This window comes from Methylobacterium sp. Leaf399 (assembly GCF_001424525.1).
Classification (GTDB): Bacteria; Pseudomonadota; Alphaproteobacteria; order Rhizobiales; family Beijerinckiaceae; genus Methylobacterium.
This window is the reverse complement of the sequence record NZ_LMQK01000001.1, coordinates 734,935-751,585: the sequence shown is the minus strand read 5'-3', so window position 1 is coordinate 751,585 and position 16,651 is coordinate 734,935. Positions and strand designations below refer to the sequence as shown.

14 protein-coding genes and 1 tRNA gene are annotated in these 16,651 nt (G+C 70.6%); 10 read left to right on the top strand and 5 right to left on the bottom strand.

Features of this window, described 5'->3' with window-relative positions; genetic code table 11:
• Positions 1-4: 4 nt before the first annotated feature.
• Positions 5-1,351: a VpsF family polysaccharide biosynthesis protein gene (locus tag ASG40_RS03420; RefSeq protein ID WP_082523865.1), complete on the top strand. Its 1,347-nt coding sequence runs from the start codon at positions 5-7 to the stop codon at positions 1,349-1,351.
• On the opposite strand, the gene ASG40_RS03415 is transcribed toward ASG40_RS03420, so the two are convergent.
• Positions 1,348-2,622, bottom strand: a complete 1,275-nt coding sequence (locus ASG40_RS03415; RefSeq protein ID WP_055880425.1) for a glycoside hydrolase family 5 protein — start codon at positions 2,620-2,622, stop codon at positions 1,348-1,350. The genes ASG40_RS03420 and ASG40_RS03415 overlap by 4 nt on opposite strands.
• On the bottom strand, positions 2,619-3,812 hold the full coding sequence (locus ASG40_RS03410) for a DUF1972 domain-containing protein (RefSeq protein ID WP_055880422.1): 1,194 nt from the start codon (positions 3,810-3,812) through the stop codon (positions 2,619-2,621). Before ASG40_RS03410 ends, ASG40_RS03415 begins: the two co-directional genes overlap by 4 nt.
• Positions 3,813-4,025: 213 nt before the next feature.
• On the opposite strand from ASG40_RS03410, the gene ASG40_RS03405 reads away from it, so the two are divergent.
• The 4 genes from ASG40_RS03405 to ASG40_RS20990 all read left to right on the top strand — a co-directional run bounded on the left by ASG40_RS03405 (position 4,026) and on the right by ASG40_RS20990 (position 8,477).
• Entirely contained in the window at positions 4,026-5,177 is a 1,152-nt protein-coding gene (locus ASG40_RS03405) for a glycosyltransferase (protein WP_055880417.1), read from the top strand.
• A gap of 24 nt (positions 5,178-5,201) precedes the next feature.
• Entirely contained in the window at positions 5,202-6,557 is a 1,356-nt protein-coding gene (locus tag ASG40_RS03400; RefSeq protein WP_156387531.1) for a hypothetical protein, read from the top strand.
• Positions 6,548-7,849, top strand: coding sequence for a GNAT family N-acetyltransferase (locus tag ASG40_RS03395; protein WP_244480510.1), 1,302 nt, complete (start codon positions 6,548-6,550; stop codon positions 7,847-7,849). The genes ASG40_RS03400 and ASG40_RS03395 overlap by 10 nt, the downstream gene beginning before the upstream one ends.
• Before the next feature lie 187 nt (positions 7,850-8,036).
• Entirely contained in the window at positions 8,037-8,477 is a 441-nt protein-coding gene (locus tag ASG40_RS20990) for a hypothetical protein (RefSeq protein WP_156387530.1), read from the top strand.
• A gap of 166 nt (positions 8,478-8,643) precedes the next feature.
• Here the strand turns inward: ASG40_RS20990 and ASG40_RS03390 are convergent, their stop codons facing one another.
• Positions 8,644-9,105 carry a molybdenum cofactor biosynthesis protein MoaE gene (locus ASG40_RS03390; RefSeq protein ID WP_055880414.1) on the bottom strand — a complete coding sequence of 154 codons (462 nt, stop codon included), beginning with the start codon at positions 9,103-9,105 and terminating at the stop codon, positions 8,644-8,646.
• Between the two features lie 212 nt (positions 9,106-9,317).
• Here ASG40_RS03390 and ASG40_RS03385 point away from each other — a divergent pair, with 212 nt between their 5' ends.
• The gene (locus tag ASG40_RS03385) at positions 9,318-10,337 is read left to right on the top strand and encodes a gamma carbonic anhydrase family protein (protein WP_055880410.1); all 1,020 of its coding nucleotides are present in this window, start codon (positions 9,318-9,320) and stop codon (positions 10,335-10,337) included.
• Positions 10,338-10,774: 437 nt separating this feature from the next.
• Entirely contained in the window at positions 10,775-11,116 is a 342-nt protein-coding gene (locus tag ASG40_RS03380) for a hypothetical protein (protein ID WP_244480509.1), read from the top strand.
• A gap of 32 nt (positions 11,117-11,148) precedes the next feature.
• Here the strand turns inward: ASG40_RS03380 and ASG40_RS03375 are convergent, their stop codons facing one another.
• Both ASG40_RS03375 and ASG40_RS03370 read right to left on the bottom strand, forming a co-directional pair.
• Positions 11,149-12,639 (bottom strand): M48 family metalloprotease, encoded by a 1,491-nt coding sequence (locus tag ASG40_RS03375; protein ID WP_055880406.1) that lies wholly within the window; start codon positions 12,637-12,639, stop codon positions 11,149-11,151.
• A gap of 8 nt (positions 12,640-12,647) precedes the next feature.
• On the bottom strand, positions 12,648-13,457 hold the full coding sequence (locus tag ASG40_RS03370; RefSeq protein WP_055880402.1) for a thermonuclease family protein: 810 nt from the start codon (positions 13,455-13,457) through the stop codon (positions 12,648-12,650).
• 446 nt (positions 13,458-13,903) lie between these two features.
• Here ASG40_RS03370 and ASG40_RS20985 point away from each other — a divergent pair.
• The 3 genes from ASG40_RS20985 (at position 13,904) to ASG40_RS20980 (ending at position 16,557) form a co-directional block, all read left to right on the top strand.
• A tRNA-OTHER gene (locus tag ASG40_RS20985) sits at positions 13,904-13,980 on the top strand.
• Between the two features lie 98 nt (positions 13,981-14,078).
• Positions 14,079-15,884, top strand: coding sequence for a site-specific integrase (locus ASG40_RS03365; protein WP_055880397.1), 1,806 nt, complete (start codon positions 14,079-14,081; stop codon positions 15,882-15,884).
• Entirely contained in the window at positions 15,844-16,557 is a 714-nt protein-coding gene (locus ASG40_RS20980) for a hypothetical protein (RefSeq protein WP_156387529.1), read from the top strand. Before ASG40_RS03365 ends, ASG40_RS20980 begins: the two co-directional genes overlap by 41 nt.
• The last annotated feature ends 94 nt before the right edge of the window (positions 16,558-16,651 follow it).

Here is a 16,651-nt window from a genome sequence, read left to right as displayed (position 1 = left end):
GCCGATGCGCAGCCGCACCGCGTCCCCCGCCGGGCCGAACCGGACGCCCGCCTTCGAAGCGCCGGTCTTTTCGGCCCAGGCCTCGCGGCCGGTGAGCGTGCGACGCTCGGCGCCGGTGGCGGCCCTGGTGCTGACCACCGTGCTGCTGTTCGGCGTCTCGGGCGGCATGCTCTGGTACGCGGGCCTGAACTACGACGGCCTCTCGGGCAGTGCCGCGGCCAAGATCCACCCGGCGACCTATTGCGCGGTGCTGCTGTTCGCCTGGTCGCTCCTCACCAACGGCGACCCGGTCGGGTTCCTGGTGCGCTCGGTCCAGGCCTGTCCGGCCAGCCTGTTCCTGCTGGTGGTCGCCCTGTCGATGGCCGCCCACATCGCCCTGCGCGGGGCGAGCGGGCTCGCCGGCTCCATCGACACCTACGTCGGCCCGGCCCTGCTGGTGCCGGTGATGGCCAATCTCGACGGCCGGGGCCTGCGCCGGATGGAGCAGGCGCTCCACCTCGTCATGCTCGCCAACGCCCTCCTGGGGCTCGCCGAATTCCTCACCGGCACCCTGGTGTTCCCCTACCGCTTCGACGGCGCGGTGTTTCCCACCGACACCCGCTCGGCGGCGCTGCAGGGGCACCCGCTGGTGAACGCCACCGTCACCGGGCTCTATCTCATGGCGCTCCAGGCCGGCGGCGGCTCGGCGATCCCCGCCGCCCTGCGCCTGCCGATGATCGCGCTCCAGCTCGTGGCGCTGGTGACCTTCGGCGGCCGCTCGGCCATCGTCGCCTGCCTCGTCTTCGGAGGCGCCTACGCCCTCGTGCAGGGCCTTCGCGTGCTGCGCTCGGGGAGGGTGCCGCTCCTGGGCGCCGGCATCTTCCTCGTCGTCCTCGCCGTGGCGCCGGTGGCGGTGGTGGGCCTGGCGGTGGGCGGCTTCTTCGACAAGCTGCTGCAGCGCTTCGTCTCGGACGGCGGCAGCGCCAACGCCCGCGTCGAGATGTTCGAACTGTTCGGCCGCATCCCCCTGCGCGACCTGATGTTCGGCCCCGACACGGCGCTCGTCGATAGCTTGCGCCGCATCAGCGGCCTCGAATGGGGCATCGAGAACCCGATCATCCGCATGGTGCTCTACCAGGGCGTGTTCATGACGGCCCTGCTCACCATCGCCGTGGTCCTGTTCATGACCGAGGTGATCCGCCGCTGCCGGCCCGGCACCGCCCTGCCGGTGATCGTGTTCGCGCTGCTCCTCAACACCTCCGAGAGCATCGCGGGCAAGACCACGCTGATGATGAAGTTCGCGGTTTTGATGCTGGTGATGTTCCGGCCGCTGCCGCCGGGGGATCGGGTCGTTCCGGCACGGCGGCGTTAATCCGGCGCGCCGACCCCGAGCGCATCCGCGATGGCGCGGTCGAACACCCGCGTGGTGTCGTCGATGAGGCCCATGCCGTCGAACAGGTTCCAGAACGCCCAGGGGAAGCCGGCGGCCTCCGCGCTCGTCCGCACGTCGCGGATGTAGCGGGCGCGGTCCGGGGCGGGGGCGGCGACGTAGCGGGCGTCCGAGCGCAGGGCACCGAATTCGCCGAGGACGATGTGCTCGGGCGGGATGGCGTGGCGGCGGGCGTAGGCGCTCACCCGCGCCATCGCGTGGTCCACGAACGGCCGGTCGGGCCGGGCGTCGAAATACTGGGTCAGCACCCGCTCGGTCTCGGCGTAGGCGTTGGCCTTGGCCGTCGCCGACAGCACGGTGTCGGCGGCCATGCGCCGGCGCACCGCCGCCAGGGTCGCCTCGAGGGACCCGGCCGAGGCCGGCCACGGCACCGCGTTGAGCGCCCGGTAGACCGGCTCGCGCATCCAGGGCGCGCCCTGGTGGCTGAACAAGTAGGGCTCGTAATAGTGAAACGTGAAGAACACCGGTGCCAGCGCCAGGATCGGGGCGGGATCGAGCGCTTCAAGGCCGGGGATCATGCCGCCGCAGGCGCCGGTGGCAACCAGGGGCAGGCCGGGCGCGGCCGCGCGGGCCCGGCGCAGCAGGGCGAGCTGCACGCCGTCCCATGCGGCCGAACCGCAGCCCTGCGGCGGCTCGTTGACCGGTTCCAGCGCCACCCGCCCGCCCCCGATGCGCGCCAGGGCTCCGGCGACCTCGCCGACCAGCGCCCCGTAGCCGGCAAAATCGGGGGCCTGCGTGCCGGCGATCAGGCGGGATGAGGTGAAATGGTGGGTCGCCTCGTTGATCTGCAGGTTGACCACCACCGAGAGGTCGGCGTCGAGGCTTCGCGTCACCGCGTCCGTGAGCAGCCCGAGGAGGGCACCCCGCTGCGGCTGGCCGAAGGCCAGGAACGGGCCGGGGTCCACCGGGATCCGCAGGAAGTCGAACCCCGCCGTGCGCAGCCTGCGCAGGTCGGCGGCACGCGGCACCGGGCGCTGGTCCTGGTAGGGCGGCCAGGCGTAGTCGGTGCGCGGGGCGGGATATTCCTTGGTGAGGGAGAACCACGGCCAGACGTTGATGCCCCGCCGCAGCCTCGGCATCCGGGCCTGCGCCAAAGCGTCGGATGGCAGGGCGGCAAACCCCGCCGCCGAAAGCCCAGCCGCCAGCCCCTGCGTGACAAACGCCCGGCGGCCGAGCGTTCCCTCCGGGGTCACCGCACCATCTCTTCCGCCGGCAGGCCGAGGGCGCCGTCCATGACCGGCGCCAGCGCCGGGGCGGCGGCGTAGCCGCCGAGCACGAGCAGCTCCTGCTCGTAGGCCTTGAGGATGTCGCTCCAGGCGAAATCCCGCGAGGCTCGCACGCGGGCGGCCGCACCGGCCCGGGCGACCCAGGCGTCGTCGCCGAGCGCCGTGGCGATGGCCGCGTCGAGTTCGTCGGCATCCGAGAAGAACAGCTGCTCGGGCCCCGCCGTCCAGGCGTTGTAGGCGTTGGCGTGGGCGATCACCGGGTTGCCCGCCCACAGGGATTCAACCAGCGAGGGGTTGGTGCCTCCCACCGTGTGCCCGTGCACGTAGGCGCGGGCGTGGAACCGCAGGGCCTGCAGCGACGGCGGGTCGTAGATCGGGCCGGGGAACAGCACCTCCCCGCCCGCCGCCGCGCGCACCGCCCGGTGATAGGGGTTGGCGTCGTCGAGGCGGCCGAGCACCGCGAGCGTCATGCCGCGCGGGCGCCGCGAAAACGTCTCGACGATGGGCAGGATGCTGTTGTCGGGCTCGATGCGCGCCACCGAGATCAGGTAGCGGCCCGGCGTCAGGCCCAGGGCCTCCACCGGGGCGAGGGGGGCGCCGAGCACCTCCTGCCCGCCGTAGGGGATGGTGGCGATGGCCTTGCGCGGGCGCCGGGTGGCGATGTGGTCGGCGATGACGGGATGGTCGGCGACCAGGCGCTGCGACGACCAGGCGGCGATCCACTCGTTGATCCAGAACCACGCCTTCACGGCCCGGCTCCATTTCGGGCGCCGCCACTCGATGCCGTCCATGTTGGTCATGATCTTGGAGCCGGCCAGCCGCAGATACGGCAGGAACACCGCCCCGTTGTAGCCGAGCACCAGGCAGACGCCGTCGCGGTCGGCGGCGTCGCGCACGCAATGGGCGTCGAAGTCGAGGGTCCCGGCCGGGCCGGTGGAGGCCACCTCCACATGGATCTGCTCGATGCCGCGCCAGTAGGTGCTGGAGAACCGCTCCGTCACCGCGCTCACGTCGCGCTGGCAGTAGACGCCCACGTCCCAGCCGCGCTCGACCAGGTGCAGGGCGAGGCGTTCGGCGAAGGTCTCGAAACCCCCGTGCGCCGCCGGGACGCCACGCGTCCCGAGGATCAGCATGGAAGGCCGGCGCGTGGTCGTCATGGCGGCGTGGCTCTGGTTCGGCGCCGCCGCGACCCGTGGAATTCGCGCCGGCAGTCATCAAACCCTGCACCGGCAACGCCTAAATCATCCTTACCGCCCGCGATGCATTCGTTCCGATCGCATGTTTCCCGTCAAAGCTACGATTTGCTCACGACCTGTCGGGTAGAGAATTCGAGCCCCGCATCCGCTCCGGACGGGGCCACGGGGACACCGATGCACATCGCCTGCATCCATCAGGGCTACGAACTCTACGGCTCGGACCGGTGTTTCGCCGAGAGCGTCCGCACGATCCGGGCGCTGGCCCCCGATGCGCGCCTCACCGTCGTCCTGCCCCGGCCCGGCCCGATCCTCGACCTGTTGCAGGGCCTGGCCGACGAGATCCTGTACGAGCCGCTGTGGATCCTGCGCCGGCGCGGCCTGGCGCGTCTGGCCACCCTCGGCCTGCTGCGCCTGCCCCTGGCGCTGGCCAGGGCCGCCCGGCGGCTGGCGACCTGCGATCTCGTCTACGTCAACACCACGGTGGTGGCCGACTACCTGATCGCCGCGCGGCTGTTTCCCGGCCGCACCATCCTGCACGTCCACGAGATCCCCGAGGGGCTGGTGCGCAAGGTCCTGCGCCTGCTCGTGCGCTGGAGCGGGGCCGAGGTGGTGTTCAACTCGCAGGCGACGCGGGCGGCCTTCGCCCTGCCGGCCTGCGCCGACACCCGCGTGATCTACAACGGCATCGCCGGCCCGGCCGCGCCCGAGCCGGTCACCTACGACGGCACCCGGCCCCTGCGCCTCTTGATGCTCGGCCGCATCAGCCGCATCAAGGGCCAGGAGGTGCTGCTCGACGCCATCGCGGCCCTGCCGCCGGCTGTGCGGGCGCGGATCGAACTCAGGATCGTCGGCAGCGCCTTCGAGGACGCCGCCCGCGAGGCGGCGCTCGCCGCCCGCATCGGTGACTCCGGCATGGACGGGCGCATCACCCTGCGCCCGTTCGACCCCAACCCGGCGCCCCACTACCGCTGGGCCGATGTCGTCGTCGTGCCCTCGCGCCTGCCCGAATCGCTCGGCCGGGTGGCGATCGAGGCGATGGCCTACGGGCGCCCGCCCGTGGTCTCGGCCATCGGCGGCCTCGTCGAGGTGGTGGAGGCCGGGCGCACCGGCTGGACCGTGCCCCCCGACGATGCCGCCGCGCTCAGTGCCGCCCTGGCGGCGATCGTCGCCGACCCGGGGTCGCTCGCCGCCCGTGCGCCCGCCGCCCGCCGGCGCTTCGAGACCCTGTTCAGCGAGGCGGCGGTGGGCCGGGCCTTTTCCGCCATGCTCGCCCCCCGCCTCGCACGCAAGCCCCGCGCGGCCGCCCCGGCGGTGGTCCATCCATGATGCGCCTGCCATGATCCGTTTGCCATGATCCGCCAACACACCGCCTCCCTCGCGGGTGCCGCCGCCGAACCCGGCGGCCGGCGCGACCTCGTCCGGCTCGGGCGCCGCTTCGTCCTGATGCTCGGGGGCGAGGTGCTCCAGAGCGTCTTTCACTTCGGCCTCAACATCGCCCTGGTCCATGCCCTGGTCCCGCACGACTACGGGCTGTTCGCCATCGTCTTCCTGATCGGCGGCATCGCGCTCACCTTCGTGCGGGCGGTGGCCGGCATGCCGGCGAGCGTCTTCATCCCGCAGGCCCGCGGCGCCCGGGCGATGCGGGCCCAGGCCGTCACCTTCGGCTCCGGCGCGGCCCTGCTGTCCCTGGCCATGGGGCTCGGCACCGCCCTCGTCCTGGCGATTCCCCTCGGGGCCGCCACCGCGGCGGCGGGCGGGGCCTTCGTCGGGCTGTGGTGCCTGCGCAGCTACCTGCGCAACATGCTGTTCGCCTGCCGCCGGCCCGGCATCGCCGGCATCAGCGACGCCACCTTCGCCGGGACCGGGACGGTGCTGCTCGCCTGCCTTCTCGCCGGCGGGCGCGCCGACCTCGTCCTGCCCGGCAGCCTCGCGGTGCTGGCCGCCGCCCACGGCATCGCCATCCTCGCGGGCCTCGCCGCCTTCCGCGAGCCGGTCCGCATCAGCCTCGGGCGCCACGTGCTGCGGCGCTACCGCGGCCTGTGGCGCTCCCTCGCCTGGTCGGTGGCGGGGGTCGCCACCGCCAATATCCAGGCGCAGGGCCAGACCCTCCTCGTCGCCCTGCTCGCCGGGCCGGCGGCCTATGCCCCCATCGCCGCGACCCTGGTGCTGTTCTCGCCCCTGCGGCTCTCGGCCTCCGTCGTCGTCAACCTGATGCAGCCGGAGATGGCCGCCAGCCTCGCCCGGGGCGACGGCGCCCGCCTGCGCCACCTCATGGCCCTCTCCACCGGCCTGCTGCTGGCCGGCTGCCTCGGCTACGGCGTCTTCCTGGCCGCGACCCTGCGGCTCATCGAGAGCCAACTGTTCGCCGGGCGGTTCTCGGGCGAGCCGCTCGGCCTGATCGCGCTCCTGGTCTGGGCGACGGTGACGGCGACCATGCTCTACGTCGGGCCCAAGACCCTGCTCGAGACCCGCGGCGAGTTCCGGGCGCTGGCCCGTGTGGCGCTGGCCAGCGCCGCCTTCGGCATCGGCCTCGTCGGCCTGCTGCTGTGGCTGGCGACCCCGGCCTGGTCGCTGCTGGGCGTCGTCGCCTCGGAACTGGTGGTCCTCCTCTACTGCCGGCGGGCGATCCTGTCGGCCGCTGCCCTCCCTCCCGTCCGTTCCGGGGACGGGCCCCTCCATCCGGCGACCGCACCCTCATGGCGATGACCTTCGACGTCCAGGCGGCCGACGGCCCCATCCCCGCCGGGCCGGGCGCGACCCTCGCCGCCGGCGACCCCACCGCGGCGGCGCCCCGCGGCGCGGCGGCGCCCGCCTACCGCGCCCGCCTCCACCCGGACCTCGCGGCGGCGGCGCCGCTCTGGCGCAGGCTGCAGGCGGAGGGCGCCTGCACCGCCTACCAGCGCCTCGAATGGGCCGAGGCGGTGGTGGACAAGCTCGTGCCGGGCTCGGGCGCAACCCCGCTCATCGTCCAGGTCGACGAGGCCGAGAGCGGCCGCCCGGTGATGCTCCTGCCGCTCGCGCGCCTGCGCAAGCGCGGCACCACCACCATCCAGTGGCTCGATCTGGGCGTCTGCGACTACGCCGCGCCGGTCATGGCGCCGGGCGTCGTGCTGTCCCCCGCCGAGGCGGTGCTGGCCTGGGAGGCGGTGCGCGCCGTGCTGCCGAAGGCCGACCTCGTGCGGATCACCCGCATCACGCAATCGATCTTCGGCACCCCCAACCCCCTGGCCCTCCTGCCCGAGGCGCAGGTCATCCCCATGCGCGCCTCCGGGCTCGTCATCGAGGGCGACCCCGAGACGCTGATCAAGCGCGTCTGCAGCAAGTCGATGGCCAAGGACATCGAGAAGCGGCGCAAGCGCCTGGCCGCCATCGGCGAGGCCCGCTTCGTGGAGGCCCGCACCGAGGCGGAGGTGACCGACCTGTTCGAGGCCCTCCTGCGCCAGCGCCGCGACCGGTTTCGCGAGCTCGGCCGGTTCGACCTCCTCGACCGGCCCGAGGTGGTGGATTTCTACCGCGCGGCCGCGCTCAACGGCGGCCCGGACGGCCTCGTGCGCGTCTTCGGCATCGCGGTCGGCGGCGAATGGATCGCCACCGCCTACGGCCTGTGCCACCACGGCGCCTTCCACGGCATCATCCTGGCCATGGCCGGCGAACCTTGGAAGGGCTGCTCGCCGGGCATCCTGATCGTGGCCGAGATCATGGTCTGGGCCCGCCGCCAGGGCCTGACCTACCTCGACTTCACCATCGGCGACCTGCCCTACAAGAACGGCTTCCGGCCCGTGGCCCACGACCTCATGGAGGTCGCCCACGCCCGCAGCCTGCGCGGCCACGCCATCCTGGCCGCCGAGCGGGCCTTGCGCGGCGCCAAGGCCACCCTCCAGCGCCACCCGGCCCTGTTCGACCGCCTGCGCGAAAGCCGCCGGATGCTGCGCCGGATCGGCAGACGCGCCCCCGAGGCGCCCGCTCCCGACACGCAGGCGACCGCTCGGGACGCATAGGGGATCGCACACGACGCTCGCCCCGCCTGTGGTGCGCGGGCGGCGCTGGCGGACGAACCCTCGGCAGGTCTGGGGGTCGGAACCCGAGCCGCTCGACCACGCGAAGGGCTGCTCAGGGTGGGAAGCGGACCCAAGCGGGTGGCGCTACTATAAGCCCTACTTGGAGTGCTCTCCTTTAGGATCGGACATGCCAACAAAGCTATTCCTCGCTGGAAGCCTTGCCTTCGTGGCAATCTGCAATCCGCTCGGTCCCGCAGAGGCTTGTTTCAACAATGACGGGGGAACAAGGGTGTTGCTCAATGAACCACCAAAAAATATCGAACACGTCACAGATATCGCTCATATCAAAATAGAGCGATACTACAATCACGTTTATTCGGAGGCAAAGGTCATTTCGACATTAAAAGGCTTCGACGGCGTGTCGGAGTTTATCATCATTGGTAATCGCGGCGGCGGAAGTTGTGACAATGGTCCAGATGCAAATAATGTAGGGTATCCTTTTTATATTGCAGGCAAGATTATCCATCGTCTTGGAAAGCGCCCCGTGTTTTGGGGCATCTGGCGAGGCGAAGAACAGCAAATCAATTACCCGCCGTCCGCGCAGAGCTATGCCGATGCGCCCCCCTGAACCAGTGGAGGAAGAGCTTCCGCTCAGGGTCGTAAGCAGCCCCTCGAACAGGCAAGCGGATCGGGTTTTGACCGGAGCAGACGTGGTCACCGGTCTTGCATCGAGAACCTGCGCGACCCCGAAAGCCCCGGCAGGATGACGCGTTTGCTCGCCGGCGCGCATCGTCTCAAGCCCAGCGCCCGGCCGCGTCGTCGTCGGCCCGGGTCGCCTCGACCCAGCCGCCGGTGGTGCCGTCGGCGAGGTGCTCGCGCTTCCAGAACGGCGCGCGGGTCTTGAGGTAGTCCATCAGGAAACTCGCCGCCTCGAAGGCGGCGATGCGGTGGGACGAGGCCGTCACCACCAGCACGATGCCGTCGCCGGGGGTTACGAGCCCGTGGCGGTGGACGACGCGCACCCCGTCGAGGGGCCAGCGCGCGCGCGCCTCCTCCACCACCCGCCCGATCTCGGCCTCGGCCATGCCGGGGTAATGCTCGAGTTCCAGCGCCGTGAGGCGCCCGCCCTCGTCCCGGCACAGGCCGCTGAAGGTGACGATGGCCCCGACCCGCCCGTGGAGGGCGTCCGACAGGGCCGCGATCTCGGCGGCGGTGTCGAAGGGGGCGCTCTGGATGCTGACCGGGGACGTCGTCACGGCGGACCTCGTGCGTGTCGAAAGACGGGCTCGCGCAATCCGGGCTCACGAAATCCGGGCTTGCGAACTTGCCATTTTCGGCAAGGGGCCGATTTTACCCGGCATCGACGGGACATACCCTGCCCTCCATGGCTTGTCAGACCGGAGCGGCGAATTCACGCTGCGGCACCCGGCAGGTCCCGGCCGATCGGCCTTTTCGAGGAAACGCTCGCGTGAGCCCAGACCTGATCCTGCCCCACGACGGCGTCCGGCCGGTGTTTTCCGCGCGACCGGTGTGGTGCGGCCGTGCCAGCACCGTCATCGGCATGGCCACCCTCGGGGCGCAGGCCTGGCTAGGGGACGACAGCGTCATCCGCGCCGACGGCCAGACCGTGGTGCTCGGCGACCGGTTCTGGCTCGGCCACCGCTCCACCGTCCACATCGCCACCAAGACCCTCGGGACCACGGTCGGCGACCGGGTGACGGTGGGCCGCAACGCCGTGGTCCATGCCTGCACGGTGGGCTCGGACGTGGTGATCGAGGACGACGTCATCGTCCTCGACGGGGCGGTGGTGGAGGACGGCGTCGTGATCGAGGCGGGTGCCACGGTGTTTCCGCGCGCGCGCCTGCCCGCCGGTTTCGTCTACGGCGGCAGCCCGGCCAAGCCGATCCGCCCGATCGACGCCCCCGAACTCGCCGAGCGGGCCGAGCGCCTGCGCGAGGCCTCGGGCGAGACGCCCGCGCCGCCGCAGGGCGATACGCCGGAGGTGGAGGACAGCGTCTTCGTCGCCCGCACCGCCCGCCTGCGCGGCCGCATCGCGCTCGGCGCGGGATCGAGCGTGCTGTTCTCCTGCCTGCTCGACGCCGAGGTCGGGCCGATCGTGGTGGGGGCCGACACCAACATCCAGGACAACAGCGTCCTGCGCAGCCGGGGCGAGGGCATCGTGATCGGGCGCGACACCACCATCGCCCACAACGTGCGCCTGGCCGATTGCCGGATCGGGGCGCGCAGCCTCATCGGGATCGGCTGCGTCGTGGCCCCGGGCACGGTGATCGCCGACGACGTGATGCTGGCCGGCGGCGCCACCACCGACCCGGGCCAGCTCCTCGATGGCGGCCACCTCTGGGGCGGCCGCCCCGCCCGCATCCTCGCGCCCCTCGACGCGGGCAAGCGCGCGCTGATGCGCGAGATCGTCGAGGGCTACTGCGCCCACGGGCAGGTCTTCCGCCAGACGCAGGACGCCGGCCTGTAGCCGCGCGGGAAGGCCGAAAACCGCCGCCGCCGAACGAAGGGGTCGCCGCGGGGCCCGAACGGGGGCGGTCCTGCCCTGTTTCACGTGAAATACGAAAGATCGCTCCGTTGACGGACAAGGCTCCGCAACGCATCTTTGCTGCGTGGTCTGACAGGCAAGACATCAGTCTTGCCTTACGGCCACCGCGGTGATTTGAAGTGGATCGCTTGCGCCGCGTCACCAAACGCTAAAGCATCACGAGGCTTAAGACCGCTCGTGGTCCTTGTCGGATAAAGGATGACTTGCCGTGGCTTCCTCCTTCCCCAGACCGAGACTGTCCCGTGGCCGGGGCCGTTCGCAGGGCTGCTGTCGACGCTGATCGACGCCGCCACCGCCGAACCCGTTCCCCGCCCCGGTCCGACGCGACAGTCGGCTCTCATCGAAGAGCAGTTTTCGTCATGCCTCAGCTTCAGTTCGCCTTCGCCCCGTCCCGGTCCAACCCCGGCTTGGCCCCTCACCTCGACGATCCCTTCGTCGACCATCTCGCCGGCCGCGCCGGCAACCGGCTGCACCGCGAGCCGGCCCCCACCCGCGTGATCGAGATCGGCGAGGTCACCGCCGGCATCGCCGTGCCCGAGCACGGCGGCGTGCGCTTCTTCTCGTCGCGCCGGGACTTCGACCCCCTCGACGGCACCGTCTTCCCCAGCGTCGAGCAGGCGGCCAGGGCGGTCCGGACCCGGTTCCGCGCGCGGACGCGGCCTCAGGCCGGCCCCGGAGGCCAGGGCCTGCGGGCGGTGTGATACGGCTTGCCGCTCGTCCGAGCGGCAAGCCCTCATTCCACCACGAGCTTGTAGCCCTGGCCCGGCCTCAGGCCGGCACCCCGTTCGAGGCCGTTGAGGACGAGGAACCGGTCCAGCGCCCGGTCCTGCACCGCCATGCGCCGGGACAGCACCTCGGCGGTCTCGCCGGGGGCGGCCGTGACCACCTGGATGCGCGAGGGGCGCAGCGACTGCGTCTCGGCCGCACTCACCGGGGCGAGGCTCTCGATCCAGCGGCGGAAGGCCGGATCGGGGTCGGTGGCGCCCTTGGCCGCCATGATCATGCGGAAGGTGCGCTCGCCGACCCGGATCGCCGCCAGGCGGAAGGTCCACTCCTTGCCGCGCGAGACCGCGGTGACCGCCGGGTTGCCGGCCACGATCCGGTTCTCGCTGCCCTCGAGCCCGTCGTTCCAGGTCGCCTTGAGCACCTCGTCGAGGCCCTGGCCGATCGTGGTGTCGACCTGGTCGAACAGGAGCCGGCGGCTGCCTTCGTTGGTGGTGCCCAGCACCGCGCTGCGGGTGTTGTCGACGGAGAAACCGTCGGGCACGTCGAAGGCGATGCCGAGGTTGGGGTGCAGGAACCGCTTGGCCCGCACCGCCCCATCGGTGGGGTTGTCGCCGTAGGCGATGCCGTCGATGGCCGCGAGGTAGCGGGCGCGCTCGTCGACCCCGAGGCCCGGCGCCCCGATCAGCCGGGCGGCGCGGGTGACGAGGGTGATGCGCTCGGCGGTGCCCGGGTGGGTGGCGAGCATGTCGGGCTCCCCCGCGACCCCGGTGCCGGTCTTCATGGCGGTGGTCCGGCTCAGGGCCGTCAGGAAGCGCCCGGCCGCGAAGGGGTCGTAGCCGGCCCGCGCCAGGGTGCGCACGCCGATGCGGTCGGCCTCGAGCTCCTGGTCGCGGGAGAACCGGGCCAGCGCGAAGCGCGACTGGCTCTGGATCTGGGCGCCGGTCTCGGGGTCGTTGAGCACGTCGGCCACGACCTTGCTCACGAGTTGCGAGCGCAGCGCCAGTTCGCTCCGCGCGCTCGCATGGCGCAGGGTGACGTGGGCGATCTCGTGGGCGAGCACCGCGGCGAGTTCGGAGGTATCGGTGGCCAGCGCCAGCAGGCCGCGGGTGACGTAGAGCCGGCCGCTCGGCAGGGCGAAGGCGTTGATCACCGCCGAATCGAGCAGGGTGACGGCGTAGGTCTCGTCGGGCCGCTCGGTGGCGCGCACCAGCCGGTCGGTGATCTCGCCGACCGCGCGCTGGGTGACGGGCGCCCGGTATTCGCCGCCGAAGGAGGCGACGAGCTGAGTGTGGTCGGCGTCCGGGGCGGTGCGCTCCCGGCCCGTCACCCGCGGCGCCTCGGGGGGGATCGCGATGGGGGTGAGGACCGCGCTGGCCTGGTCGCCGGCGCAGGCCGACAGGCACAGCAGCGCCAGCGCGGACACCCAGCCCGCGCGCGACCGGTCTGCGCGCGCCCGGGGATGCCGCGCGCGAATGGCGAAAGATGCGGACCCCTGCATGCCGTTCGTCAGCGCCGAAGCGCCCGCTCCTCGTCCAGAACCTCGATCATGTCCGCGCTCGCGAGGTCGATGACCGGCCCGCGGCCGATCGTGACGATCCCGCGCACCCGGACGAGGCGCCCCCTCAGGCTCGCCGCACTCAAACCACGTTCCTGCAACCGGCGCCAAGTGCGTTTCGACACGGTGACCGTGAGCCCGTCCTGCCCCCGCGGCACGAAGTCGAGATAGGTGCGCGTCGCCCGCTCCCCGACGCTCACGAGGCGCCCCTGCGCCACCACGAACCGGTCGGCCCTGGCGCGCAGGCCGGCCCCGTCCCGCGCCTCGGGCGAGGCCGTCCGCCACAGGCCGAGGCCGCCTCGGCGCGCGGTCTCCTCCAGGGCGAGCAGGCCCGGCCGGCACAGGGAATCGCCCTCGCCGGCATCGACCATGGCGAGGCCGTCCGCCACGAGGCCACCGGCCAGATCCACCGCCTCGCCCTCGACGACCGCATCGACCCGGATGCGGCCCCAGCGGTCCGGCTCGCCCCGCGCGGTGAGGGCGAGCGCCTTGTCACGTTTGCCCAGCAGCCAGGCCGTCGCCGCGCCCGCCTCCTCCGGCCAGTTCAGGCCCGAGAGCACGGCGCGGGTGCCGGACGCGAGGACGAGTTCGCCGCGTGCGCCCAAGTCCGTCAGCCGGTCGCTCCGCACCGGGGCGGTCCGGCATTCGGGCACCGGCCGGGGTGCGGCCGCAGCGGGGGCGACGGCGGTCGCAGCGAGCCATGCGAGGACCGGGCCGACCTTCCCACGCAACCGCCCGCCCTCCGATCCGCCCGTCGCCATCCTGGCCCGCTGCGGTGCGATCGGCCAGGGCCGCGCGGCCGGGCGGCGCCTTTCCCGGCACCCTGCGGCAGGATCGTCACAACCCGAGGGTCGATGATGCGGCGTATCCCGACGGCCGCAGCGGCTGTCCCGGCCGCGATCCCGCGGTTGGCCGTGCGGGCGGTTGGTGCTATGGCTGCCCACGGTGAGTCTCCGTAGCTCAGCTGGACAGAGCACAGGTTTCCTAAGACCGTAAATTGGGCGTCGCGACGGGAAACCACGCGGCGGATCCGCTCAAATTCGGGGAACGCCCACGGGCCCGTTCGCGGGCCCCGGCCGATCCCGAGCCAAGCCAGGGATGCGCGTCAGCGCTTTCCGCGGAAGGTGTAGAGACTAGACGGGCGGCACCTAAAGGCCTTCTTCGGACGGGCCCATGGTGAAGGGATAGTCCAGACCACGAACGCTGCGTCTTGCCGCAGCGGCGGCGGAAGCCGAAGTGGGATGAAACCTGGGGTCGCAGGTTCGAGACCTGCCGGGGACGCCACCATTCTTTAAGCCCTTGTCGGGGCTGAAAATCTGCCGATATCAGTAGCTTACGCGCCGCCAGTCATACAAACGGGCGGTACAAACGCGATGGCTCTGATGTCGTACCTGATCCGGGATAGGCTGGGGACCTACTACTTCCGTCGGGTCATCCCGGAGGCCCTCAGGCCCTTCATGCCCGCCCCCTGGACCGGCAAGGGGAGCTGGAAGCGCAGTCTTGGGACGAAGCAGCCGGCCGCCGCCAAGAAAGCGGGCGCCCGCATGCTGCGGGACTGCATGGCAGATTTCGAGGCAGCCGAGCGGGCGATGCGTGGCGAGGCACCGAGCCCGAGCAATCGGCTGCCGCTCATGCCCACCGCCGACGAGATCGCCCACGATGTGCTGGTGGAGTTGCTCGCTGACGACGCAGCGGAGCGGTCGGACGGAGACGCACGCAAGCAGCACCAGACGCGCGAGGAGCGGGAGCATTGGCCCGCGCTGGGCCCTGTGCTCTTCGACCGCAGAGGCATCCCGGAGGACTACCATCACGCCATGGGAGAGGGCATCGAGCTGCTCCTTGCGGACTACCGCAAAGCCCTCTCACGCTCAGACACCAGCGCCGTCGATGTGGAGTGCCGCGACTACCTGCGCCGAAAAAACATACCGATAGACCCTGCCTCCGAGGCCTACCACGAGGCAGGCCTTGCGGTGCTCCAGGCCCACGTGAAGGCCTACTCTCTGATGCTGGAGCGGCAGAAGGGCGAGATCGTCACCATCCCCGCACCGAGTGCCCGCCGGGGCCCGAAGCTCTCCGAGGCCCTGGAGGCTTGGACCAAGGGGAGTGGCGCAAAGGGTAGCCGGCAGCCCAGCCCAAAGACGTTGCTCGAAGCCGGCCACGCGGTGCGCCGCTTCACTGAGTGGCAGGGTGATATCCGCCTCGGTGACATCACACGGGAGATCGCTCGCGACTTCCGGGATGCGCTCGCGAGGGCGCCAACGCGGCTGGCTGGAGACCTCCGGGCGCTTCCCCTACGCGAGCTGCTCAAGCGCGACCTGAAGGGCTTCCCAGCGGTCCAGGCGGTGACTGTCAACAAGTCCCTCAACATCCTCGCCGCCATCGTGAGCCATGAGGAGGCGGCCGGGCGGCTGGACGCGGTGGCGGGCTACCGGAACCCCTTCGGCAGAGGCGCCAAGCTGGTGGTGGACGGGCGAGGCGAGGAGGGCCGCCAACCCTTCGACAAGGCTGACCTGGGCCGCCTCTTCGCAACGGGGGTCTTCACTGCCGGGGATCGGCCGGTAGGCGGATGCAAGGAGGCGGCCTTCTGGCTCCCCCTTCTCGCCTTGCTCTCCGGCGCCCGACAGGCCGAGTTAGCCCAGCTCCGGGTGGCGGACTTGGCCCAGGATGCGGAGACGGGGGTCTGGTTCTTCAACATCGGCACGGCGGGCGGCCGGTCGATCAAGACGGTTTCCTCCCGCCGGAAGGTCCCGGTGCACCCCGAGCTGGAGCGGATCGGCCTGCTTCGCTACCGCCAGTCCCTACTCGATGCAGGCGCGGAGCCCGAAAGTCCTCTCTGGCCGGGGCTTCAGGCGAGCCGCGAGGTCCAGCCGGCGGGTGCATGGTCGAAGTGGTTCACCCGGCACCTCCGCGAGAAGGCCGGCATTGAGGCCCGGGCGAAGGTCTTCCACTCCTTCCGGCACAGTTTCAAGCGCATGGCGAGGGACGCACGGCTCGGGGAGGAGGTGCACGATGCCCTCACGGGGCACAGTGGCGGTGGCAGCGTCGGGCGGGGCTACGGGAGCGGCTTCGGGTTGAAGGCGCTGGCGGAGGAGCTGGCTAGGATAGAGGCACCGGAGGCGGTGCGGGGTCTGTGGTGGGAGTCCGAGAATGGCAACGAGAGAAGTTGCGGGAAAGTCAGTCCGTCTTAGTGCCGAAGCTATCAATGGGCATATCAACGAAGGTCTCACAACGCTCCAGCAGCTATGCGAGATTTACGACAATGGTCGTCCATATATTGCTTTCAGTATGGCAACTGAAATAGCGAGAATATTGACAGATAATTCATTTTCCGCCCGCTTACGGGCTCAGCAGAAATTCACAACCACTCCGGTAGATATTGTATCAGAAAATCTATGTTCTCAGAATAAACTTATAGTAATGAGTATCGACAATAGGGGATCGGCCGTCGATTTCATACCACAAATCATGTACAATAATTATGAGCCCAAGGAGTTGAAGTTTGCGGACTGGTGGAACCGCGACGCTATCTGGGTAGCTGGGGCGGCAAAACCAGGGCTCCCGATGGATATGGTGCCTCTTGATCCCAAGGAGCAAGTGCCGTTCTCTCAAAGACGACGCTTGGTTCGACGCGAGCTAGTTCTAATGATGCGCAATAAATTAGGTGCTCATTTGGACGCAGAGCTACCAGAAATCCTTGACGAGCTGCAACGAGTTGAGATTTTTGGGATGGGAGCCTCTATTACAACTCCTATGGGAACCTTCAATACGTGGGATGGAACTCTGCCAATCCGCGTGGGTCCAAGTGCGGCAATGGTCCGACAAATCGGCTACGAGGTGCTCAAAGCATACGGTAGGATATGATGCTGCGAGTGAGCTGCGGTTAGGCTTTTATAACGAGCATATGCGTGCTTCGCACATTGCAGCGCTCGCGCTTGTGAGCCGCTACGCGCCTCCG